The organism is Caulobacter zeae, assembly GCF_002858925.1.
Lineage (GTDB): Bacteria > Pseudomonadota > Alphaproteobacteria > Caulobacterales > Caulobacteraceae > Caulobacter > Caulobacter zeae.
On sequence record NZ_PJRS01000021.1, the window covers coordinates 42,350 to 60,626 of the forward strand.

The window sequence follows — 18,277 nt, forward strand, 5'->3', positions numbered from 1 at the left end:
ACGTCAAACAAGAGTTGATGAACGTCGGTCGGCGAGCTTGACAGTCTCGCTTCCGGCGGCTCATGAACGTGGTTCCGATCATGGTTAACGGCGTGCTGGAGGGGGAGCGATGCACGAGGCCGGCGATGCTGTTGCGCTCCTCCGCAGGCTGAGGCGCGCGGGCGTCCATCTCCTCGAAAACAGGCGCCATGTGATCCGCCGCGTTCCGCTGGGCGCGGTGGCGGCGGTCGCCGTGCTGCCGCTGTTTGGCTGCGACTTCTCCGCGCCTCAACTGTTCGCCAAGCGGGCCACGGCCTGTCCGCGCCCGCAGGCGGCGCAAGGCGGCTCGGGCCAGTTCAACCAGCAGCAGATCGAGATCCGCAACCTGCGCCAGGGCGGCTTCCGCGGCGACTTCTTCGCCCAGCTGGAGCTGGCCCGGCGCTACGAGGGCCAGCGGACCAGCGACAAGAACCTGGATGATCCAGTCGAGGCGGCCGCCTGGTACGCCATGGCCTTGGCCAACCCTTCCGGCTATGCGCCGATCGCCGCCTACGAGCCGCGCGGCAAGCCGGGCAAGGCGCTGTCGCGCTTCGACGACTGCCGCGCCTATGAGCGCCACGCCGCCTATGGCGCGCTCGACCGCCAGCTGTCGCGGATGTCGACCGAGGAGCGCGAAGAAGTCCGCAACCGGGTGATCTACATCCTGTCGACGCAGGGGGCCGACGGCTACCGCACCCTGGCGCGGATGCACGACGGCTATTTCGGGCCCTATGGCGAGCCGTCCGACAACCTGCAGGCCGTCGAGGCCTATGGCGATCGCCGCCATGTCGGCGCGCCGGCGGCGCTGGACCTGTTCCGCCGCAACGATATTGACGCCTATCTCTACAATTACCTGGCGGTGCAGACCGGCGACGTGTCGGCCTATGTCATGCTCAAGGACTTCGAGCGCTCCTCGCCGCAGCGGGCCTCGTACGGAACCTTCGTCGAGACCAAGGCCAAGCGCTGGATCCCGCCCTACGAGTTCTATCCGCCGGATTCGCCCGATTCCGGCGTGCCCCACTCGGACGAGAGCGATCCGGCCGGCGAGGCCAAGGAGGCGGCGCTGGCCCGTCTGCACGAGCTGCCGTTCGTGCACATCGGCGAGGCGCTGTCCTACCTGCGGATCCTGCCCGCGCCGCTGCTCGACGAGCGGCTGCTATCCCTCAACGACGCCCAGACCTTCCAGGCCTCGATCGGCCGCCCGACCACGGGCCGGCTGTCGCCGATCGAGAAGGTGAGGGCAGTGCAGTACGCGGCCGTCAACGGCTCGTCCAAGGCCCAGCTCGTCCTGGCGGTGATGTACTCCGAGGGCGTCGGCGTGCCGCGCGACTACGCCCGGGCCTACCACTGGTACGAGGAGGCCGAGCGCCAGGGCTCGCCCGAGGCCAAGTACGCCATGTCGACCTTCTTTTCGCTGGGCCTGCAAGGCGTGGCCGACCAGGACCGCGCCAAGGCGGTGGTCTACCAGCTGGACGCGGCCCTGGCCGGCTTCAAGCCGTCGGCCTGGCGGCTGCAACAGCTGCTGGCCCAGGTGTCGCGCCCGCCGCGCGGCCCCGGCGAGCGGCCCCAGCCCTATGCGGCGCGCGCCTATGTGGCCCCGGCCAACGCCGGCCCCGTCGACGCCGCCCCGGTCAACGCCGCTCGTCCTGACGCTGAAAGGGACTATCGATGAAGCGCCTCGCCTCCTTCGCGGCGGCCCTCGTCGTCCTGGGCCTCGTGGGCGCCGCGCCGCAGGTCGCCTCGGCTTCGCCCGACGCCAGGATCGACCAGCAGATCCGCCCGTGCTTTGGCCTGCTGCTCGAGCCCAACCTGTCGAAGGGCTGCGGGGCGCGCCGTCCGGTCAAGCGCAAGCCGCCGCGCCGGCCCTATTATCCCGGCGGCGGCTACGGGCCGTACCGCACCGTCGTCGACTGCGACATCGCCTATCCGGGCGAGGTGAACGACGTGCTGGCCCGGCTGTATGACGGCGACACCCTGACCCTGGTCTCGCGCAACGGCGGCGCCTGCGTGGAGTCGCTCAGCGTCACCCGCTCGGTGTTGATCACCGCCCGTGACTACAGCCCCTCGCGCACCCGGCCGATCCTGGTGGCGCCGGCCGACCAGCCCTGCATCCGCATCGCCCCGGGCGTCGCCTTCGTGGTGTTGCAGAACCTGGGTCTGGAAGCCTCGCGAGGCGGAACCGCCTCGTGCATCGTCGGCCGCGCCACCGAGCTGGCCCTGAAGGGCGTGGTCGTGCGCTATGACGGCGAGGCCTCGGCCATCGACGTCGCCGACAGCCGGGTGGAGATGATCCAGACGGCCTTCGTCGGCCGCACCCGTGCGCCGGTGGTCAAGCTGTCGGGCAGCCTGCAGGCCCAGGACATCGACGTGGCCGCCACCGCCATCGGCATGGCCGTGGAGACCGGCCGAGACAGCCGCCTGCGCGATATCCGCGTCGTCCGGCTGGGCGACTGGAGCGGCTCTTCGCGCACCCGCAATTCGGCCGGTTTCGTGCTGACCGGCGTCAACCGCGACCAGCTGGTGCAGATCGACGGCCTGGCGACCGACGGCTTCTCGCGCGGGATCTACATCAGCGGCGGCGAGACCACCTTGCAGCGTCCCGTGGTTCGCGACAGCGACTGGGCGGTGGTGCTGGAAGGCGCCGACCTGCGGGTGCTGGACGGCCGGCTCGAGGCCGCCGACGTCGGCATCTACGCCGCCTCGGGCGTGGTCTACGCCTCCGACAACGCCATCGCCGGGGTGATGCGCGCGGGCCTGTTCGCCGACAGCGGGGCCCAGATCCGCGCCCGCGACAACCGCGTCTTCGCCCGCCCCGGCGGCTGCGAGGCGCTGGTCACCGGCTATTTCGACGGCGCCCTGACCTGCCGTCCGTGGTTCGAGGCGCCGGAGCTCTTCCGCACGCCCCGCGATCGGGCACGCCTCGACTACGACAGCTACTGGCCCGCTGGCGCGGTGGCCGTGCTGTCGGGACCGCCTTCGAGCGCCCTGGCCGGCGGTCCCGTCGATCCGTACGAGGCCTCGGCCGCCGCCGGCGGTCCTGTCGGCGCCCAGCCTGTTGGTCCGCAAGGGAGCCCGCGATGATCCGCCTGTTCGCTGCCAGCGTTCTCGCCCTGGCCCTTGCCGCCGGCGCGGCCCAGGCCCAGCCGGCGGGGCCCGCCAAGCGTCCCGGTCCGCCCGGCCGCGTTCCGTGCGGCGCGCCCCTGACCGGCCAGGCGCCCGACGTCATGACCTACGACCGCGCCACCGGAACCCAGGTGTTCGTCAGCGGCCAGGGCGGGACCGAGGTCTCGGCCTTCAACCAGCGCACCGGCTCGTCGGCGGGCCTGCGGGGCGATCTCTCCAAGCCCGGCGTCACCGAAAGCTGCGCGTCGGACGCCCTGACCGGCGACGGCTATGCGGTCACCTCGCGCGGGCCGGGCGACATCGCCGTGGTCGGCCGCGACGGCCAGACCGGCGAGCGCTGGGCCATCAAGCGCTCGGACGGCACGACCGAATACTGGGATCCGCGCGGCGAGCACCGCTGCTTCCGCGGCAGCCTGGGCATTTTCCCTGGCGCGCGCGGATGCTGAGCCGCCTTGCCTTGCTGGGCCTGGCCGCAGCCGTCCTGGCCGCCTGCGCGACCCCGCAGGCCCACCGTCCGCCCCCGCCGCCGCACCCGTCGGAAGTCACGCCTCCGCCGCCGCCGATCGACATGATCCGCCCGAAGGTGTGACCGGAAAACCCTCTCTCTGAGAGAGAGGGATCAAACCTATGGCCCCACCGTCGCCTTCATCTCCGGCGGCTTCCTCCGCATCGTCGCCTGCTCGTAGGCGTAGCCCAGGCTTAGCAGGCGGGCCTCGCTCCAGGCCGGGCCGATGAACGACAGGCCGACCGGCAGCCCCTCGACCTGGCCCATGGGCACGGTCAGGTGGGGATAGCCGGCGACGGCGGGCAGGGTGGTGGCCGAGGCGCCGTAATGGTCGCCGTTGACCGGATCGATGGTCCAGGCCGGCCCGGTGGTCGGGGCGACGAGGGCGACCGCGCCGGTCTCCTTGAGGATCCGGTCGACGCCTTCGGGGCCGGCGAGACGTTTCGCGTCGGCCTTGGCCTTCAGGTAGTCGAGGTCGTCCAGGCCCTTGGTCGCTTGCGCCCTCTCGAAGGTCTCCTGGCCGAACCAGCGCAGCTCCTCCGGCGTGGCGGCGTTGAAGGCGATCAGGTCGGCCAGGGTGCGGGTCGGAACCTTCTTCGGGTCGGTCGAGGCCAGGTAGGCGGCGATGTCGGCCTTGAACTCGGTGAACAGCACCAGTCCCTCGGCCTTGCCGATGGGGCCCTCATCGAAGGCCTTCACCTCGACCAGCGTCGCGCCCTGGGCGGCCAGGTCCTGCAGCGCCTGTTCGAACACCGCGTCGGTCTTTGGCGAATCTCCGGTGTAGAACCGCGCCACCGCCAGGGTGACGCCCTTCAGCGCGTCCTTCGACAGGCCCGCGGCGTAGTCGACCTTGCGGGCGTCGGCCTCCAGCGTCGCCGGATCGGCCGGGTCCGAACCGGCCATGGCGGTCAGCAGCAGGGCCGCGTCGCGCACCGTGGTGGTCATCGGGCCGGCGGTGTCCTGGCTATGGCTGATCGGCACGACGTGGGTGCGCGAAATGAGGCCGACGGTGGGTTTGAGGCCCACCAGGCCGTTCATCGCCGCCGGGCAGGTGATCGAGCCGTCGGTCTCGGTGCCGATCGCGGCCGTCGCCAGGCCCGCCGCCACCGCCGCGCCCGAGCCGCTGGACGAGCCGCAGGCGCTGCGGTCCAGGGCATAGGGGTTGCGCGTCAGGCCGCCGACGGCGCTCCAGCCGCTGGTCGAGCGCGACGAGCGGATATTGGCCCATTCCGACAGGTTGGCCTTGCCCAGCACCACCACGCCCGCCGCCCGCAGCCGGGCGACCAGAGGGGCGTCGCGGCCGGTGACGTTGTCCTTCAGCGCCAGCGAGCCGGCGGTGGTGGCCATCGGATCGAGGGACTCGATATTGTCCTTGATCAGGATCGGCAGGCCGTGCAGCGGGCCGCGCGTCTTGCCCACCTTGCGTTCGGCGTCGAGGGCGCGGGCGATCTTCAGGGCGTCGGGGTTGAAGGCCAGCACGGCGTTAGTCCTGGCGCCGAAGAAGTGCTGCACCATGAGGCGGCCCTGCACGGCGTCCTCGGCGGTCAACTCGCCAGAGGCCTGCAGCGCCTGTTCGTCGGCGAGGCTCATCTGCGGGCCTACGAAGGCGACGTGCGCGACCTTGTCCTCGGCGTCCTTCGAAAGCGAGGCGAGGAACTCGGCCGGCGTCTCCGCCTTCGGTTGTTCCGGCGCGGCCACGGCGGGCCCGGCCAGCAGCAGGGCGGCCCCGCCAAGCAGCAACAGACGCTTCATCCCCACCATCCGTCCCCCGTCACATGCGGAAACGGCCCCGACCGTGAGGTCGGGGCCGCCCTTGTCGATCACTCGCCTTTCAGCTTGCGGTCGAAGAAGTCGAGATGCGTCTTCATCACGTGCAGGCCCTTGGACCGGCTGCGGATCACGCTGTGGCGCTCGCCCGGATACAGCATGGTCTCGAAGGCGATGCCCTTCTTCTGCAAGGCCGCCAGCACGCGGGTGCTGTTCTCGAAGATCACGTTGTCGTCGGCCATGCCGTGGATCAGCATCAGGCTGCCGGGCTTGAGCTTGTCGACGCGACCCAGGAAGTCCGAGGCCGCGTAGCCGGCCTTGTTCTCGTCGGGCTTGCCCATGAACTGCTCGGTGTAGTGGGTGTCGTAGAGGCCCCACTCGGTCGGCGGCGCGCCCGAGACGCCGGCCTTGAAGGGCGTGCCCTCGGCGCTCAGCATCATCAGGGTCATGAACCCGCCGTACGACCAGCCCATCACGCCCAGGCGCTCGGCGTCGACGTAGGGCAGGGTCTTCAGGAAGGCCGCGCCGGCGAACTGGTCCTCGACCTCGACCGTGCCCATGCGGCGGTCCAGGGCCGTCTTGAACGCCGTCGAGCGGTTGGACGAGCCGCGGTTGTCCAGCTTGAACACCACGTAGCCGGCGTTGGCGAAGGCCTCGTCGTTGACGCCCCAGGCCTTGGTCACGCGCTGGGCGTGCGGTCCGCCATAGACCGAGACGATCACCGGATACTTCTTGGCCGCGTCGAAGTTCGCCGGCTTCAGCAGCGAGTAGTGCAGGACCTGGCCATCGGCGGCCTTCAGCGTGCCGAACTCCGGAACCAGGTGGTCGGCGGCGTAGGGCGCGTAGGGGTGGGCGGCGTCGAGCCTGTTTTCCTCGATCCAGCGCACGCGCTTGCCGCTCGGGTCGTAGAGCGCGGTCTGCGGCGGGGTCTTCGGATCCGAGTACGAGCCGACGAAGGCGCCGGTGGCGGCGACCTTCGTGGTCCACCAGCCGCCGGCCGAGGTCAGGGCCTTGGGGGCGCCGGGCTTGATGTAGGAGACCGAATAGAGCCGGCGCTCGATCGGCGTGTCGATCGAGGCGCTGAAGAACACCAGGCCGCGCTTCTCGTCGACCTCGTCGACGGCCTCGATCTTGTCGACCGGCCAGTCGCCCTTGGTCACCTGCGCGAGCAGCTTGCCGTCGGCGGCGTAGTGATAGAGGTGCTTGTTGCCCGACTTCTCCGACGACCACAGGAAGCTGCCGTCCTTCAGCGGGCGGAAGTCGTCGTGCAGCTCCACCCAGTGCGGGTCGGTCTCGGTCAGGATCGTTTTGCCCCCAATCTGGCCCTGGCCGCTGGCCGGGCTGAAGGCGATCAGGTCGAGGGTCTTCTGGTCGCGGCTCTGGCGCTGGACGTAGAGGGTCTTGCCGTCCTTCGACCAGGCCACGCGGGCCAGGTAGATGTCCTTGTCGGCGCCCAGGTCGATCTGCACCACCTTGCCCGAGGCCAGGTCCTTGACGAACAGGTCGACGATGGCGTTCGGGCGGCCGGCGCGCGGATAGCGCTGGTCGATCACGGTGGCGCCCGCCGGGCCGATGTCGGCGCGCGGCACGATGTCGACGCCGCTCTCGTCGACGCGGGTGTAGGCGATCAGGCGCTCGTCGGGCGACCACCAGTAGCCGGTGTCGCGGTCCATCTCCTCCTGGGCGATGAACTCGGCCACGCCGAACGACAGGGCGCCCTTGCCCTCGGCGGTCACCGCCGTCTCCTCGCCGCCGGTCAGCGGGCGGACATAGAGGTTCTGGTCGCGCACATAGGAGACGAACCTGCCCTTGGGCGAGACCTTGGCGTCGACCTCGTCGCCCGGGGTCTCCGTCAGGCGGGTCACCTTGCCGTCGGCGACGCTGTCGACATAGAGGTCGCCGTCCAGCGGCACGAGCACGAAGCGGCCTTCGCTGTCCCAGCTGTATTCGACGACGCCGCGGGCCAGCACCCGGGCGCGCTCGCGACGGGCGATCTCCGCTTCCGACAGCGCCTTGTCGCCCGACGACAGGGCGTTGGCGTCGATCAGCCGGTAGGGCTCGCCGCCCTTCACGTCCACCGCCCACAGGTCCTGCACGTTGGCCGCCTCGGGCTTGGCCTTCAGGTAGGTCACCCGCTTGCCGTCCGGCGACAGGGCCACGCCCTTGGCGGTCGGGCCGTTGATGTCCGGGTCGGAGAACAGGCGCTCGGGGGTGAGTTTTTCGGCCATCACGGGGGAGGCCAGGGCGAGACAGGCCGACAGGGCCATGAGCGAGGGGCGGATCATGGCGCGGACGCTAGAGCCCCGCACGTGCGTTGCCAAGCTCCCCTTGAGAATAGTTACAATATAACATAACGGAAATGCGCCGCGCGGATCGGCTCAGTCGAGCCGCCGCGTCCCTCATCGTCATTTCCTTCCCGGACAGCGTGCCCCCTTGCGTAGATTCCTGCTCGCCTTCGCCTCGCTCCTGCCGCTCACGGCCATTCCCGCCCATGCCCAGGAGGGGGGCGAGTCCCCCACCGCCGTGCAGCCGGTCCTCGTCGAGGGCGCCCAAGACGAGCTTGGCCCGGTCCTGACCGCCTCGCGCTCGGTCCTGGCCGGAGAGGCCCTGGCCCGCGTGCGCGCCGCCAGCCTTGGCGAGACCCTGGCCAAGACGCCGGGCGTGCAGAACAGCGCCTTCGGCCCCGCCGCCGGCCGTCCCGAGATTCGCGGCCAGTCGGGTCCGCGCGTGGCGCTGCTGGTCAACGGCATGCCCTCGCGCGACGCCTCGACCCTGTCGGGCGATCACGCCGCGCCCATCGAGCCGTTCCTGGCCGACCGCATCGTCGTCTCCAAGGGCCCGGCTTCGGTGCTGAACGGCGGCCAGGCCGTCGGCGGCGCGGTCGACGTGAGCGACGGCCGCATCCCGACCCGTGTTCCAGGCCAGGCCTTCTCCGGCCGCGCCGAGATCAGCGGCGGCTACAACACCGGTTCGGCCGCCATGGCCCGCCTCGACGGCGGCCAGGGCGAGTGGGCCTGGCATGTCGACGCCCTCTATCGCGACGTGCCCGACCTGCGCATTCCGTCCGGCTCCAAGGACGCGGCCTGCCGCACCTGGAAATCCCTGGTGTCCAGCACCTATGTCCAGACCCTGTGCCAGGTGCGCCTGTCCAACCCGACCTGGGTGCGCGACCCGGCCACCGGCCTGTGGGTCGACGGCACGCCGCCCGAGCGTCAGGTGATCACCGACCGCAATCCCGGCGCCGACGGCCGGCTGTCGAGCAGCGGCCTGACGACCAAGGTCGTCACCCTGGGCGCCAGCCGGATCACCGCCGACGGCTATTTCGGCGCGTCCGTGCAGCGCTATGTCAGCGACTACGGCGTGCCGGGCTTCGCCTACATCACGTCCAGCCACCCCCAGCCCTCGCCGATAGCCTTGCAGGTCCGCTCGACGCGCTTCGACGTCAAGGGCGGCCTGACGCCCGACGCCCTGGGCGTGGCGCGCCTCGACTTCGCCCTGGCCCGCACCGAGGGCGACGACCGCGAGGTCATCGACGGCCAGGCTCACACCCGCCTGCGCACCGAGGCCGACGACCTGCGCATCGACGTGACGCACAAGCCGTTCGCGGGCTTTACGGGCCTGGTCGGCGTGCAGGCCAGCCAGCGCGACCTCATCACCGACGGCGCCAAGGCCTACCTGCCTTCGGTCGCCACCCGCGAGGACGCCGTCTACTGGACCGAGCAGTTCGCCTGGCGGGCCCTGACCGTGAAGGCCGGCGCCCGCGCGGGCCGCACCCGCTACGACGTCGACGAGGCCACCATCCGCCCGGGACGGGGCCTGGGCTCGCTGGCCAAGGACCGCGACTACTCGACCACCGACCTGTCGGGTTCCGTCCGCTACGACGTGATCGAGGGCCTGTTCGTCGAAGCCCGCTACGACGAGACCGAACGCGCCCCGTCGCTGATCGAGCTCTACGCCAACAGCGATCACTTCGGCATCCTCACCGAGGAGCAGGGCGACGCCCGCCTGAAGGTCGAGCGGGCCAAGACCACCGAGCTCGGCGCGGGCTTCCAGCGCGGCCGCTACCGCCTGACGGCGGCGGCCTATCGCACCGACTACGACAACTATCTCTATCTGGGGAACACCGGCGTCTCCCGAACCCTGCCGGTGCGCGAATGGCGCCAGGGCGACACCCGGATCGAGGGGCTGGAGATCGAGGGCTCGGTGGCCTTCCGCGGCACGGCCGTCGGCGACATCGTGCTCGGCGGCTTCGTCGACCGGGTGCGCAGCAAGCCCCGCTACACCCTGCCGGACGGCTACAGCCCCTTCACCTCCAAGGTGACGACCGCCGACTGGGACAAGGAGTACTTCCGCCGCAACCTCGATGGCGACTACCTGCCGCGCATGCCCGTCTCCCGGTTCGGCGGCGACGTGTCGTGGTCGCGGGGCGTCTGGAGCGCCAGCCTGGGCGCGGTCCGTTACGAGAAGCAGGATCGCGTCGCCAAGAACGAGGCTCCGACCGCGGCCTACACCCTGGTCGACGCCCATGCCGCCTACGCCTTTACGGCGCGCGGCGCCAAGTGGGAGGCCTTCGTCGACGCCACCAACCTGCTCGACGAGGAGGCTCGGGCCCACAACTCGTTCCTGCGCTACCGGGCGCCGATGGCGGGCCGGGCGGCGCGCGTGGGGCTGAGGGCTAGGTTCTAGAACCACATTTTTCGTCATCCCGGGCGGAGGCGCGTAGCGCCGCAGACCCGGGACCCAGGGGCTACCGCAATGCGTCGGCCCCTGGGTCCCGGCTCTCCGCTACGCTACGGCCGGGATGACGAGAAGAAGGTGGAGCTACTTAGAAAACCGCCGCCCCAGCCAGTCGATGATCGCCGCGTTCACCTCGGCGGGTTTCTCCTGCTGGGTCCAGTGGCCGCTGCCCTCGATCAGCACCTTCTCCAGGTCGTCGATCTGGTCGCCCATGCGGTCGGCGAGCGAGGGCGGCAGCACCACGTCGTGCTCGGCCATGATCATCAGGCAGGGGATGCCGTCGATACGGCGGGGCAGGGGCTCGGATCGCTCCCAGTTGCGGGTGAAATTGCGGTACCAGTTGATCGGCCCGGTGAAGCCGCCGTTCTCGAACGCCTCCACATAGACGGCCCGCTCCTCGTCGCTGAGGAACTGCTTGTCGTCGGTCGCCGGATCGTAGTGCTCCAGCGCCAGCTGCAGGGCCAGCGAGCGGCGCTCGGCCGGGCGCGACGAAAAGCCGACCACGCTGTCGCCCGGCAGGCGCATGAAGAAGCGCATGGTCTTGTCCACGTCCTGGGCGAACAGGGCGTCGGCCGCGCCGGGCGTCTGGAAGTGCACGATGTACATGTCCGGCCCGTATGCGGCCTTGAACATCTCGATGGGGTCGATCGGCAGCCGGGGCACGAACGGGGTGTTCAGCCCGATGATCCCGGCCACGCGGTCCGGGTGCAGCAGCGGCATGGCCCAGACGACGATGCCGCCCCAGTCGTGGCCGCAGAAGATCGCCTTCTCGACGCCCAGGTGGTCGAGCAGGGCGACAAGGTCGCCCGTCAGGTGCTCCATGTCGTAGTCGGTGACGGCGGCGGGCTTGCCGGTCAGGCCATAGCCGCGCTGGTCGGGGGCGATCACCCAGTAGCCGGCCTGCGCAAGGGCTGCGACCTGATGTCGCCACGACCAGGCCAGCTCGGGAAAGCCGTGGGAGAAGACGATGGGAACGCCCTGGCGCGGTCCGGCCTCGTAATAGGCCATCCGCAAGCCGTTGATGTCGGCGAACTGCGGCTGCGGCCAGGTCTGCGCGGCGGCCATCGGCGTCTCCCTTGTTATGTTATCAGTGGTCAGATTGCGGGGCGGTGATCGACCGGGCAAGCGATAAAGGGTTCCCGTGGCGGCGGACGGGAGTAGAAGGCGCCCATGACTTCCGCCGCTCCCGCTTCTCCCTCCGCCACGCCCTGGCGGCTCGTCCTGCTTTTGGGGGCGCTGACGGCCTTCGCGCCGATGTCGATCGACATGTACCTGTCCAGCTTCCCGGCCATCGGCCAGACGCTGAAGGCGGGTCCCGAGCAGGTGCAGCTGACCCTGGCGACCTTCTTCGCCGGCATGGCCATCGGCCAGTTCCTCTATGGCCCGGCGTCGGATCGCCTGGGCCGCCGCGCGCCGATCCTGCTGGGCGTCGTCATCTACACCGTCGCCTCGGTGACCTGCGCCCTGGCGCCGAACATCGAGGTGCTGCTGGGCGCCCGCTTCGTCCAGGCCCTGGGCGGCTGCGCCGGGGCGGTGGTGGCCCGCGCGGTGGTGCGCGACCGCTTCGACCACGCCGAGACGGCCCGGGTGCTGTCGCTGATGACCCTGATCATGGGCCTGGCGCCGGTGCTGGCGCCGCAACTGGGCGGGCTGATCTTCGCCCTGGCCGGCTGGCGGGCGGTGTTCGGGGTGATGGCGCTGTTCGGCCTGGCCATCGGCCTGTGGGTGCTGCTGGGCCTCAAGGAGTCGCGCTCGGAAGAGACCGCCGCCCAGGCCCGGGCCGAGAACCCGCTGCGCGCCTTCGCCCTGCTGCTGCGCGAAAAGCGCCTTCTGGGCTACGGCATCGCCGGGGCGCTGAACGGCTCGGTGCTGTTCACCTACATCTCGACCTCGCCCGATCTGGTCATGGGGACCTACGGCCACTCGCCGCTGGTCTTCAACATCGTCTTCGCGGCGAACGCCGTCGGCATCATCGGCGCCAGCCAGGTCAACCGCCTGCTGCTGCGCCGGTTCAAGCCGGACGAGGTGCTGACCCGCGCCAGCCTCGCCTCCACCACCCTGGCCCTGGTGCTGAGCTTCTTCGCCTGGACGGGCCTGGGCGGCGAGTGGACCGTGCTGCCGGTGCTGTTCCTGGCGCTGTCGACCTACGGCCTGATGTCGGGCAACACCATGGCCGGCGCCCTCAGCGTCGACCCGCGCCGCGCCGGCTCGATCTCGGCCCTGATGGGCGGGACCTCCTTCGGCGCGGGCGCCGTGGCCGCCTGGGCCGGCGGCCTGCTGCACGACGGCACCCCGCGCCCGGTGGCGATCGTGATGTTCGCCTGCCTCGTGGGCTCCAGCCTGGCGATCTTCCTGCTGGCGGTTCCGAAGAAGGCGGCGGTTTCGGCCTAGCACCAAATTCCCCGTCATCCCGGCCGCAGCGAAGCGGAGAGCCGGGACCCAGGGGACTGGGCGCCGCGCCTGGATCCTCCACCCGGCGACGGCCGACGCATTGCGCCGGCCCCTGGGTCCCGGGTCTGCGGCCCGCTTCGCGGACCTACGCCCAGGATGACGGCTGAGGGGTTCTAAGGCGCCGTCGGCCGCAGGCCGAACCATCCGCCGTCGGCGTCGAACAAGACGTCGACCCGGCGCAGCGCGTGCCGGCCGGTGTTCACGAAGGCCGTCGGCATCGGCGAGTTGACCAGCACCTGGGTCGGCGCGACCGCGTCGCCCTGGCCGGTCGTGAAGGCCAGGGTCGTGACCGGCTGGGTCGGCACGGTGATGGTCACCGTCTGGCCGTCCGCCAGCACCGTCGACTGGGCCTTGTCGTTGGCGTTGGTCTGGGTCCGCGTCTGCAGCGCGGCCGGATCGGCCACGCCCAGGTACATGGTCGGGATGCCGGTATCGATCAGCAGCGCGCCGGGTTGGGCGGGCAGGCCGCCGGCGGCCACCTGCATCGGCGCCTGCGGCCAGTCCATGGCGCCGTTGGGCCCCTGCTGGCCCAGCTTCACGAACCGGAAGCCGCCGGTGTTGGCCGGGGTCAGGCCCACATGCACCCCGTCGCGGGTGACCACATAGCCCCGGCGATAGGTCCCCGGCGCGATCGGCCGGCCGTCGATGGCGGCAAGGTTCAGCAACGGGTTCTTCTGCGGCGTGCCCTGCGTCTGGCCATTGCCCTCGCGTCCGAAGCCGACGCCCATATAGGCGATGCCCTTGGGCATGTTGATCGTGGCCTTGGGCGCGGCGCAGGTCCCCGGCGAGGTCTTCACGTCGTAGCCGGGGCATTTGTGCTCGATGTCGACCACCAGGATCGGCACCTGCGCCCGCGCAAGCTCGGCGCCGCCCGCATCGACGAAGGCGACGCTGGTAGGGACCCAGTGTCCCACCCACAGCCGCTTGCTGCTGCTCAGGAACTCCCAGCCGCGCGGATAGGCCTTGGCCTTGTCGGGCGACCAGCCGGGCAGGTCGGCGGCCGAGATCACCACCCCGGTCGAGCCGGTGTCCATCACCACCGGCGGCGGCGCATAGGCGCCCAGCGGTCCGTCCAGCCGCAGCGACACGGTCGGCGGCCCGTCGAACGGCGCCTGTCCGGCCGCCCAGGGCGTGAAGGGGATGAAGCGGCCCTGGTCGTAGGTCTGGAAGTCGGGGGGCTGGAAGTCGGGCCCAGCCTGCGAGCAGGCCTGGGTCGCCAGCGTGGTCGAGGCCAGCAACAGCGCGGCCGCGCCTTGGGGAATCCTGATCGGTCGCATGAAGCCTGTCCTCCCTGGGTGGAGTTCATGTCACTTCGTGCAACTTAGAATGATCTATCCACGCCTTTGCAAGCGTGGCTAGGCCTGGTCGGCGACCTTGCCGGCTCTCCAGGCCAGGGCCAGCCAGCCGGCCAGGAAGGCGACGCCGCCGATCGGGGTGATCGCGCCGAGAATGCGCGGCCCGCCGAACGCCATGGCGTAGATGGTGCCCGAGAACACCAGCGTTCCGAACAGGAACAGGCCCGCGGCCAGGCCCGCCGAGCGTCCTGTCGCACGCGCCACGGCGAAGGCGGCGAACACCGCCAGCGCGTGGGTCATCTCGTAGAGGGCGCCGGTCTTCAAGAGTTCGGCCGGACGGGCCTCGTGCACGCCGTGCGCGGCGAAGGCCCCGACGGCCACCGAGACGAAGCCGCTGAGGGCGGCCAGGCGCAGATAGGTCTTCGGGGTCCAGATCTTCGCCATGGGCCTAGCGATGCTTCTCGTGCTGGGTCACTTCGTCGGGCTTGATGTCGATGACGTTGGGCGCGGCGGCGTTGTATTGCTCGGTCTTGTGCAGATCCATGACCACGCTGCGGTGGCCTTCCCAGATCATGTGCAGGGCGACGTAGAGCACGATGGCCAGGCCCACGAAGCCGATCCAGCGGTGCTTGTGCAGCAGCTTGGCGATGGCGTTGGCGGCCAGGCCCATCAGGGCGATCGACAGCAGCAGGCCAAACACCAGGATGCCCGGGTGCTCGCGCGCGGCGCCGGCCACGGCCAGCACGTTGTCCAGCGACATCGAGACGTCGGCGATCAGCACCTGCAGGAAGGCGCTCTTGAAGCTCTTGGCCGGCTTGGCGCGCGGCTCGGTGGTCGGGTCGCTGTCGAGCACGGCGGCGGCGTCGGCCTCGTCGTGATGAGCCTGGTCGCGCAGCTCGCGCCACATCTTCCAGCAGACCCACAGCAGCAGCAGGCCGCCGGCCAGCAGCAGGCCCACCACGCCCAGCAGCCAGGTGGTGATCAGCGCGAAACCGATGCGCAGCACCACGGCCGCACCCAGCCCGTAGAGGATGACCTTCTTGCGATCCTTCACCGGCAGGCCGCCGGCGGCCAGGCCCACGGCCACGGCGTTGTCGCCGGCCAGGACGAGGTCGATCATCAGGACCTGGAGAAAGGCGGCGGCGGGGCCGTCGGGCGTGAAGAGCGTTTCGAGCATGCGGTCTCAATGGGGCAGGCCGCGCGCCCTGGCAAGGGCGGGAAAGCGGGCCGGAAACGAAAGCGGCGCGCCCTGCTGAAGGACGCGCCGCTCAGGCTGTCGACGAGCGCCGGTCCTAGTGGACCGGTTCGGGCTCGCGATGGGTTTCGGTCGCCGCCGGGGCGGGCGGTTCCGGTTCGACGTGGGCCTGCTCGCTGACGTGCTGCACCTGCGGGCTATCGTCGGCGGGGGCGGGGAAGGGCTCGTGCTCGGTCGCCTGGGCGGCGGCCTGCTCAGCCTTGGTTTCCTGGTGATGGTTGAACATCGCCGTGGCCGCGGCCCCGGCGATCGCGCCGCCGGCGGCGGCAACCATCGGGTTCACATAGGCCACGTCCTGCGACTTGGGCGTGTCGAACTCCGGCTCGTTGCGGCCGTAGTCGTGCAGGGTGCGGAACTTGCGGCGACGCTCTGCCCGCTCCTTGGCCTTGGCGGCGTTGCGCGAGATGGCCACCAGGATGATCAGGGCCAGCAGGACGAGGCCCGCGCCCAGCAGCGACTTGCCCGGAACCTTGCCGATCCCCGGAACCTCGTACTGCGTGTCCAGGAAGGCCGGCAGCTTGAAGCCCTCGGCCGCTTCCTTGACCTTGGCCGGGGCTGCGGCGACCTGCTTGCTGATCGAGCCGAGCGAGAACGGCTGGGCCGGCTTTGCGCCATCCAGCGAGGCCCCGAACGAGGTGGTCAGCTGGCCCTTGGCCTCCGGCGTCGGCTTGACCTGCCAGGCGAAGGTGGTCGGCTCGCCCGGCTTGACGGTCGCAGTCTGGCGGCCGTTCGGGGTGATCTCATAGCCCTGGCCTTCGAGGTCGGCATAGGCGCTGACCTTCTTGGCCGGCTTGCCGATGCCCAGCTTGGCGGCCTGCTGCTTGATCATGTCGCCCAGCGTGGCCGGCAGCGACAGGGTGACCTGGCCTTCCTTGCCGGTCTTCAGGCTTTCGGCGGTGGCCAGCACCGCGCCGCTGGTGGCGGCGGGAGCGACGGCGGCCTGCAGCTTCTCGACCTTGGGCGGCAGCTTGGCGGCGGCGGGCGCGACCGGGACGACGACGGGCGTCGGGGCCTTGGCCATCTGCGCCGGCTTGGCGGGCGGGGCGACCGGCTTCAGGACCGGGGCCTGGGCGACAGCCTTGGGCGCCGGCGCGACGGGCGCGGCCTTCACCGGCGCCGGCTTGGCGGCGACGACGGCGGGCTTGGGCGCGGGCTTGGCCACGATCGGAGCCGGCTTCGCCACGACCGGCGCGGGACGCGCGGCGGCGACCTGGGCCGGGCGGGCAGGGTGCGGCCGGGCCGCCGGCTTGGTCTCACGCGGGTTGGCGATCGGACGCATGGCGGTGACCAGCGTGCCGTCGGCCCGGCGCCAGGTCTTCAGGCGCGAATCGTCGGTGGTGACGGCGACCGGCTTGGGCTGGGCGATCGGACCACCCAGCAGGCCGTCGGCGGGCGGCGCCTCGGCGGCGGCCGGCGGCGCGCCCAGCAATTCGGATTTCTCGACGGCCGGCGGCGGCGCCGGCTCGTTGAGAGTCGACGACGTGTCGGCCGGCTGCTTGGCGCCGCACCCCGCCAGCGCCAGCACGACAACGGCGGACGAGGCCAGGGCCGCCGTCCGGAACTTCACCTGCAACATCGGGTCCCCCGATCCCATGCTTCAAATCCTCCGCGAGCAAGGCTCGCGGAGGTACTCGTCCGCGAGGAAAACACGTCGTTGCGACGAAATCAAAACGGTTAATCGGGATTCACGAACCGATTTCCCCCGTGGCGCGAACTCGTGACGTTTCATAGAGCGCGATCGCCGCCGCGGCGGACACATTCAGGCTCTCGAAGCCGCCGGGCATGGGGATTTTTCCCATCGCGTCGCAGTGCTCGGCCACCAGGCGGCGCACGCCTTCGCCTTCCGAGCCCAGCACCAGCACGGTCGGGCCGCCGTCGAGCACCTCTTCCAGGCTGTGTTCGGCCTCGCCGGCCAGGGCCACGGCCCGCCAGCCCAGTTCCGCCAATTCCTCGAGAGCCCGCGAAAGATTGACCACGCGCGCGTAGGGCACCTTGTCGACCGCGCCGACGGCGGTCTTGGCCAGCACGCCGGAGAGGGCGGGGGCATGGCGGTCCTGCAGCACCGCGCCCTTCACCCCGAAGGCGGCGGCCGAGCGGAAGATGGCGCCGACGTTCTGCGGGTCGGTGATCTGGTCGAGCATGACGATGACGCCCTCGGCCGGCGTGCCCAGTTCGGCCAGCGACAGCGGCTCGGGCTCGGCCACCTTCATGGCGATTCCCTGGTGCACCGCGCCCTGCGGCAGAAGCCGGGCGATGTCGCCGGGCTCGAACACCTGAAGCGCGGGGTGGCGCTGCAGATTCGGCGCGAGTCGCTTTGCCCGGTCCGGGGTCACCAAAAGGCGCTTCGCGGGGGGTCTGGCGGGGTTGGAAAGCGCTGCTTCGACCGCGTGATTCCCCCAGATCCATTCCTTCTCGTCGCCCGACGGCTTGGAAAAAGTCTTGGTTTTCTGAGGCTTGGAGCGATTTTCACGTTCTGGCGCTTTTGGCCTTCTACGGTCGTTGCGTTCAGAATGAGAGGACACTATAAGACGCGCTCCGATTTGGGGGCCACGAGGTTCCGCGAGCCGGTCCGGCGGTGCTTAAGCACACTCCGTTCCTGCTCAAAGAGCTTTTGTTCCTCGATCCACAGCGAGCCGTTTGACACGGACGCCAAGATCGAAGATATGGCCGCCTCTTCCGGTAGTTCACATCGCGCCGTGGGGGAATGTCCCGAGCGGCAAAGGGGGCGGACTGTAAATCCGCTGCGAAAGCTTCGAAGGTTCGAGTCCTTCTTCCCCCACCACGCGCGATGAACACCGGAAGGAGGGCTTGAGCCCCCGAGCCAAGAGACGGGAGCCGACGCGACCCCGCTGCCAGACTAGCTAGGCCCAAGTCTAGCTTACAAGGGCGGGTATAGCACAATGGTAGTGCAGCAGCCTTCCAAGCTGAGGATGCGGGTTCGATTCCCGCTACCCGCTCCAGCTCCCCCGAAAAGTTAGACGTAATCAATCAGCCGCCGGCGCGAAGGTAGAGACGATGGCCAAGGAAAAGTTCGAACGTAATAAGCCGCACTGCAACATCGGCACCATCGGTCACGTTGACCATGGCAAGACGACGCTGACGGCCGCGATCACGATTACGCTGGCG

At 70.3% G+C, this 18,277-nt stretch carries 15 protein-coding genes, 2 tRNA genes and 2 pseudogenes; 10 read left to right on the plus strand and 9 right to left on the minus strand.

Going from position 1 to position 18,277, the window contains the following annotated elements; translation table 11 throughout:
• The first annotated feature begins 109 nt into the window (after nt 1-109).
• From SGCZBJ_RS11460 to SGCZBJ_RS25640, 4 genes are read left to right on the plus strand one after another with little or no spacing between them, the layout of a single operon-like run.
• Nucleotides 110-1,690 (plus strand): tetratricopeptide repeat protein, encoded by a 1,581-nt coding sequence (locus SGCZBJ_RS11460; RefSeq protein ID WP_101718139.1) that lies wholly within the window; start codon nt 110-112, stop codon nt 1,688-1,690.
• On the plus strand, nt 1,687-3,099 hold the full coding sequence (locus SGCZBJ_RS11465; protein ID WP_101718140.1) for a hypothetical protein: 1,413 nt from the start codon (nt 1,687-1,689) through the stop codon (nt 3,097-3,099). The genes SGCZBJ_RS11460 and SGCZBJ_RS11465 overlap by 4 nt, the downstream gene beginning before the upstream one ends.
• A complete protein-coding gene (locus SGCZBJ_RS11470; RefSeq protein ID WP_240621486.1) occupies nt 3,096-3,587 on the plus strand; it encodes a hypothetical protein in 492 nt (163 codons plus the stop codon). Before SGCZBJ_RS11465 ends, SGCZBJ_RS11470 begins: the two co-directional genes overlap by 4 nt.
• A complete protein-coding gene (locus tag SGCZBJ_RS25640) occupies nt 3,581-3,730 on the plus strand; it encodes a hypothetical protein (protein WP_165799305.1) in 150 nt (49 codons plus the stop codon). The genes SGCZBJ_RS11470 and SGCZBJ_RS25640 overlap by 7 nt, the downstream gene beginning before the upstream one ends.
• Before the next feature lie 36 nt (nt 3,731-3,766).
• On the opposite strand, the gene SGCZBJ_RS11475 is transcribed toward SGCZBJ_RS25640, so the two are convergent.
• Together SGCZBJ_RS11475 and SGCZBJ_RS11480 are read right to left on the minus strand one after the other, a co-directional pair.
• A complete protein-coding gene (locus SGCZBJ_RS11475) occupies nt 3,767-5,398 on the minus strand; it encodes an amidase (RefSeq protein ID WP_101718141.1) in 1,632 nt (543 codons plus the stop codon).
• Nucleotides 5,399-5,466: 68 nt separating this feature from the next.
• Entirely contained in the window at nt 5,467-7,698 is a 2,232-nt protein-coding gene (locus tag SGCZBJ_RS11480) for a S9 family peptidase (protein WP_101718142.1), read from the minus strand.
• Nucleotides 7,699-7,846: 148 nt separating this feature from the next.
• Here SGCZBJ_RS11480 and SGCZBJ_RS11485 point away from each other — a divergent pair, with 148 nt between their 5' ends.
• Nucleotides 7,847-10,099 carry a TonB-dependent receptor gene (locus SGCZBJ_RS11485; protein WP_101718143.1) on the plus strand — a complete coding sequence of 751 codons (2,253 nt, stop codon included), beginning with the start codon at nt 7,847-7,849 and terminating at the stop codon, nt 10,097-10,099.
• A 64-nt stretch (nt 10,100-10,163) separates the two neighbouring features.
• Here SGCZBJ_RS11485 and SGCZBJ_RS26085 read toward each other — a convergent pair.
• Nucleotides 10,164-10,226, minus strand: a pseudogene (locus tag SGCZBJ_RS26085) (hypothetical protein); the annotation flags it as partial.
• An 8-nt stretch (nt 10,227-10,234) separates the two neighbouring features.
• A complete protein-coding gene (locus SGCZBJ_RS11490) occupies nt 10,235-11,215 on the minus strand; it encodes an alpha/beta fold hydrolase (protein WP_101718144.1) in 981 nt (326 codons plus the stop codon).
• Nucleotides 11,216-11,320: 105 nt separating this feature from the next.
• Between SGCZBJ_RS11490 and SGCZBJ_RS11495 the strand changes: the two genes are divergently transcribed.
• Nucleotides 11,321-12,541 carry a multidrug effflux MFS transporter gene (locus SGCZBJ_RS11495; RefSeq protein WP_101718145.1) on the plus strand — a complete coding sequence of 407 codons (1,221 nt, stop codon included), beginning with the start codon at nt 11,321-11,323 and terminating at the stop codon, nt 12,539-12,541.
• A 6-nt stretch (nt 12,542-12,547) separates the two neighbouring features.
• Nucleotides 12,548-12,701, plus strand: a pseudogene (locus SGCZBJ_RS26515) (hypothetical protein).
• Nucleotides 12,702-12,714: 13 nt separating this feature from the next.
• On the opposite strand, the gene SGCZBJ_RS11500 reads toward SGCZBJ_RS26515, so the two are convergent.
• From SGCZBJ_RS11500 to rlmB, 5 genes are all read right to left on the minus strand, one after another.
• Complete coding sequence (locus SGCZBJ_RS11500) at nt 12,715-13,878, minus strand: hypothetical protein (RefSeq protein ID WP_101718146.1); 1,164 nt, start codon at nt 13,876-13,878, stop codon at nt 12,715-12,717.
• 78 nt (nt 13,879-13,956) lie between these two features.
• The gene (locus SGCZBJ_RS11505; protein ID WP_101718147.1) at nt 13,957-14,340 is read right to left on the minus strand and encodes a DUF423 domain-containing protein; all 384 of its coding nucleotides are present in this window, start codon (nt 14,338-14,340) and stop codon (nt 13,957-13,959) included.
• Nucleotides 14,341-14,344: 4 nt separating this feature from the next.
• Nucleotides 14,345-15,073 carry a TerC family protein gene (locus SGCZBJ_RS11510; protein ID WP_101718148.1) on the minus strand — a complete coding sequence of 243 codons (729 nt, stop codon included), beginning with the start codon at nt 15,071-15,073 and terminating at the stop codon, nt 14,345-14,347.
• Between the two features lie 115 nt (nt 15,074-15,188).
• Nucleotides 15,189-16,745 carry a stalk-specific protein StpX gene (gene stpX, locus SGCZBJ_RS25870; protein WP_205685374.1) on the minus strand — a complete coding sequence of 519 codons (1,557 nt, stop codon included), beginning with the start codon at nt 16,743-16,745 and terminating at the stop codon, nt 15,189-15,191.
• A 91-nt stretch (nt 16,746-16,836) separates the two neighbouring features.
• Nucleotides 16,837-17,673 carry a 23S rRNA (guanosine(2251)-2'-O)-methyltransferase RlmB gene (gene rlmB, locus SGCZBJ_RS11525; RefSeq protein WP_101718149.1) on the minus strand — a complete coding sequence of 279 codons (837 nt, stop codon included), beginning with the start codon at nt 17,671-17,673 and terminating at the stop codon, nt 16,837-16,839.
• A 176-nt stretch (nt 17,674-17,849) separates the two neighbouring features.
• Between rlmB and SGCZBJ_RS11530 the strand changes: the two genes are divergently transcribed.
• The 3 genes from SGCZBJ_RS11530 to SGCZBJ_RS11540 all read left to right on the plus strand — a co-directional run.
• Nucleotides 17,850-17,933, plus strand: a tRNA-Tyr gene (locus SGCZBJ_RS11530).
• 104 nt (nt 17,934-18,037) lie between these two features.
• A tRNA-Gly gene (locus tag SGCZBJ_RS11535) sits at nt 18,038-18,111 on the plus strand.
• 55 nt (nt 18,112-18,166) lie between these two features.
• A partial coding sequence (locus SGCZBJ_RS11540; RefSeq protein WP_133149236.1) for a GTP-binding protein occupies nt 18,167-18,277 on the plus strand: 111 nt, incomplete at its 3' end.

Excerpts from the sequence above, each read along its gene's own strand:
- SGCZBJ_RS11475 (WP_101718141.1), bottom strand. The coding sequence starts at position 5,398 with ATGAAGCGTCTGTTGCTGCTTGGCGGGGCCGCCCTGCTGCTGGCCGGG.
- SGCZBJ_RS11505 (WP_101718147.1), bottom strand. The coding sequence starts at position 14,340 with ATGGCGAAGATCTGGACCCCGAAGACCTATCTGCGCCTGGCCGCCCTC.
- SGCZBJ_RS11480 (WP_101718142.1), bottom strand. The coding sequence starts at position 7,698 with ATGATCCGCCCCTCGCTCATGGCCCTGTCGGCCTGTCTCGCCCTGGCC.
- SGCZBJ_RS11470 (WP_240621486.1), top strand. The coding sequence starts at position 3,096 with ATGATCCGCCTGTTCGCTGCCAGCGTTCTCGCCCTGGCCCTTGCCGCC.
- stpX (WP_205685374.1), bottom strand. The coding sequence starts at position 16,745 with ATGGGATCGGGGGACCCGATGTTGCAGGTGAAGTTCCGGACGGCGGCC.
- SGCZBJ_RS11465 (WP_101718140.1), top strand. The coding sequence starts at position 1,687 with ATGAAGCGCCTCGCCTCCTTCGCGGCGGCCCTCGTCGTCCTGGGCCTC.
- SGCZBJ_RS11490 (WP_101718144.1), bottom strand. The coding sequence starts at position 11,215 with ATGGCCGCCGCGCAGACCTGGCCGCAGCCGCAGTTCGCCGACATCAAC.
- SGCZBJ_RS25640 (WP_165799305.1), top strand. The coding sequence starts at position 3,581 with ATGCTGAGCCGCCTTGCCTTGCTGGGCCTGGCCGCAGCCGTCCTGGCC.
- SGCZBJ_RS11460 (WP_101718139.1), top strand. The coding sequence starts at position 110 with ATGCACGAGGCCGGCGATGCTGTTGCGCTCCTCCGCAGGCTGAGGCGC.
- SGCZBJ_RS11495 (WP_101718145.1), top strand. The coding sequence starts at position 11,321 with ATGACTTCCGCCGCTCCCGCTTCTCCCTCCGCCACGCCCTGGCGGCTC.
- SGCZBJ_RS11510 (WP_101718148.1), bottom strand. The coding sequence starts at position 15,073 with ATGCTCGAAACGCTCTTCACGCCCGACGGCCCCGCCGCCGCCTTTCTC.
- SGCZBJ_RS11500 (WP_101718146.1), bottom strand. The coding sequence starts at position 13,878 with ATGCGACCGATCAGGATTCCCCAAGGCGCGGCCGCGCTGTTGCTGGCC.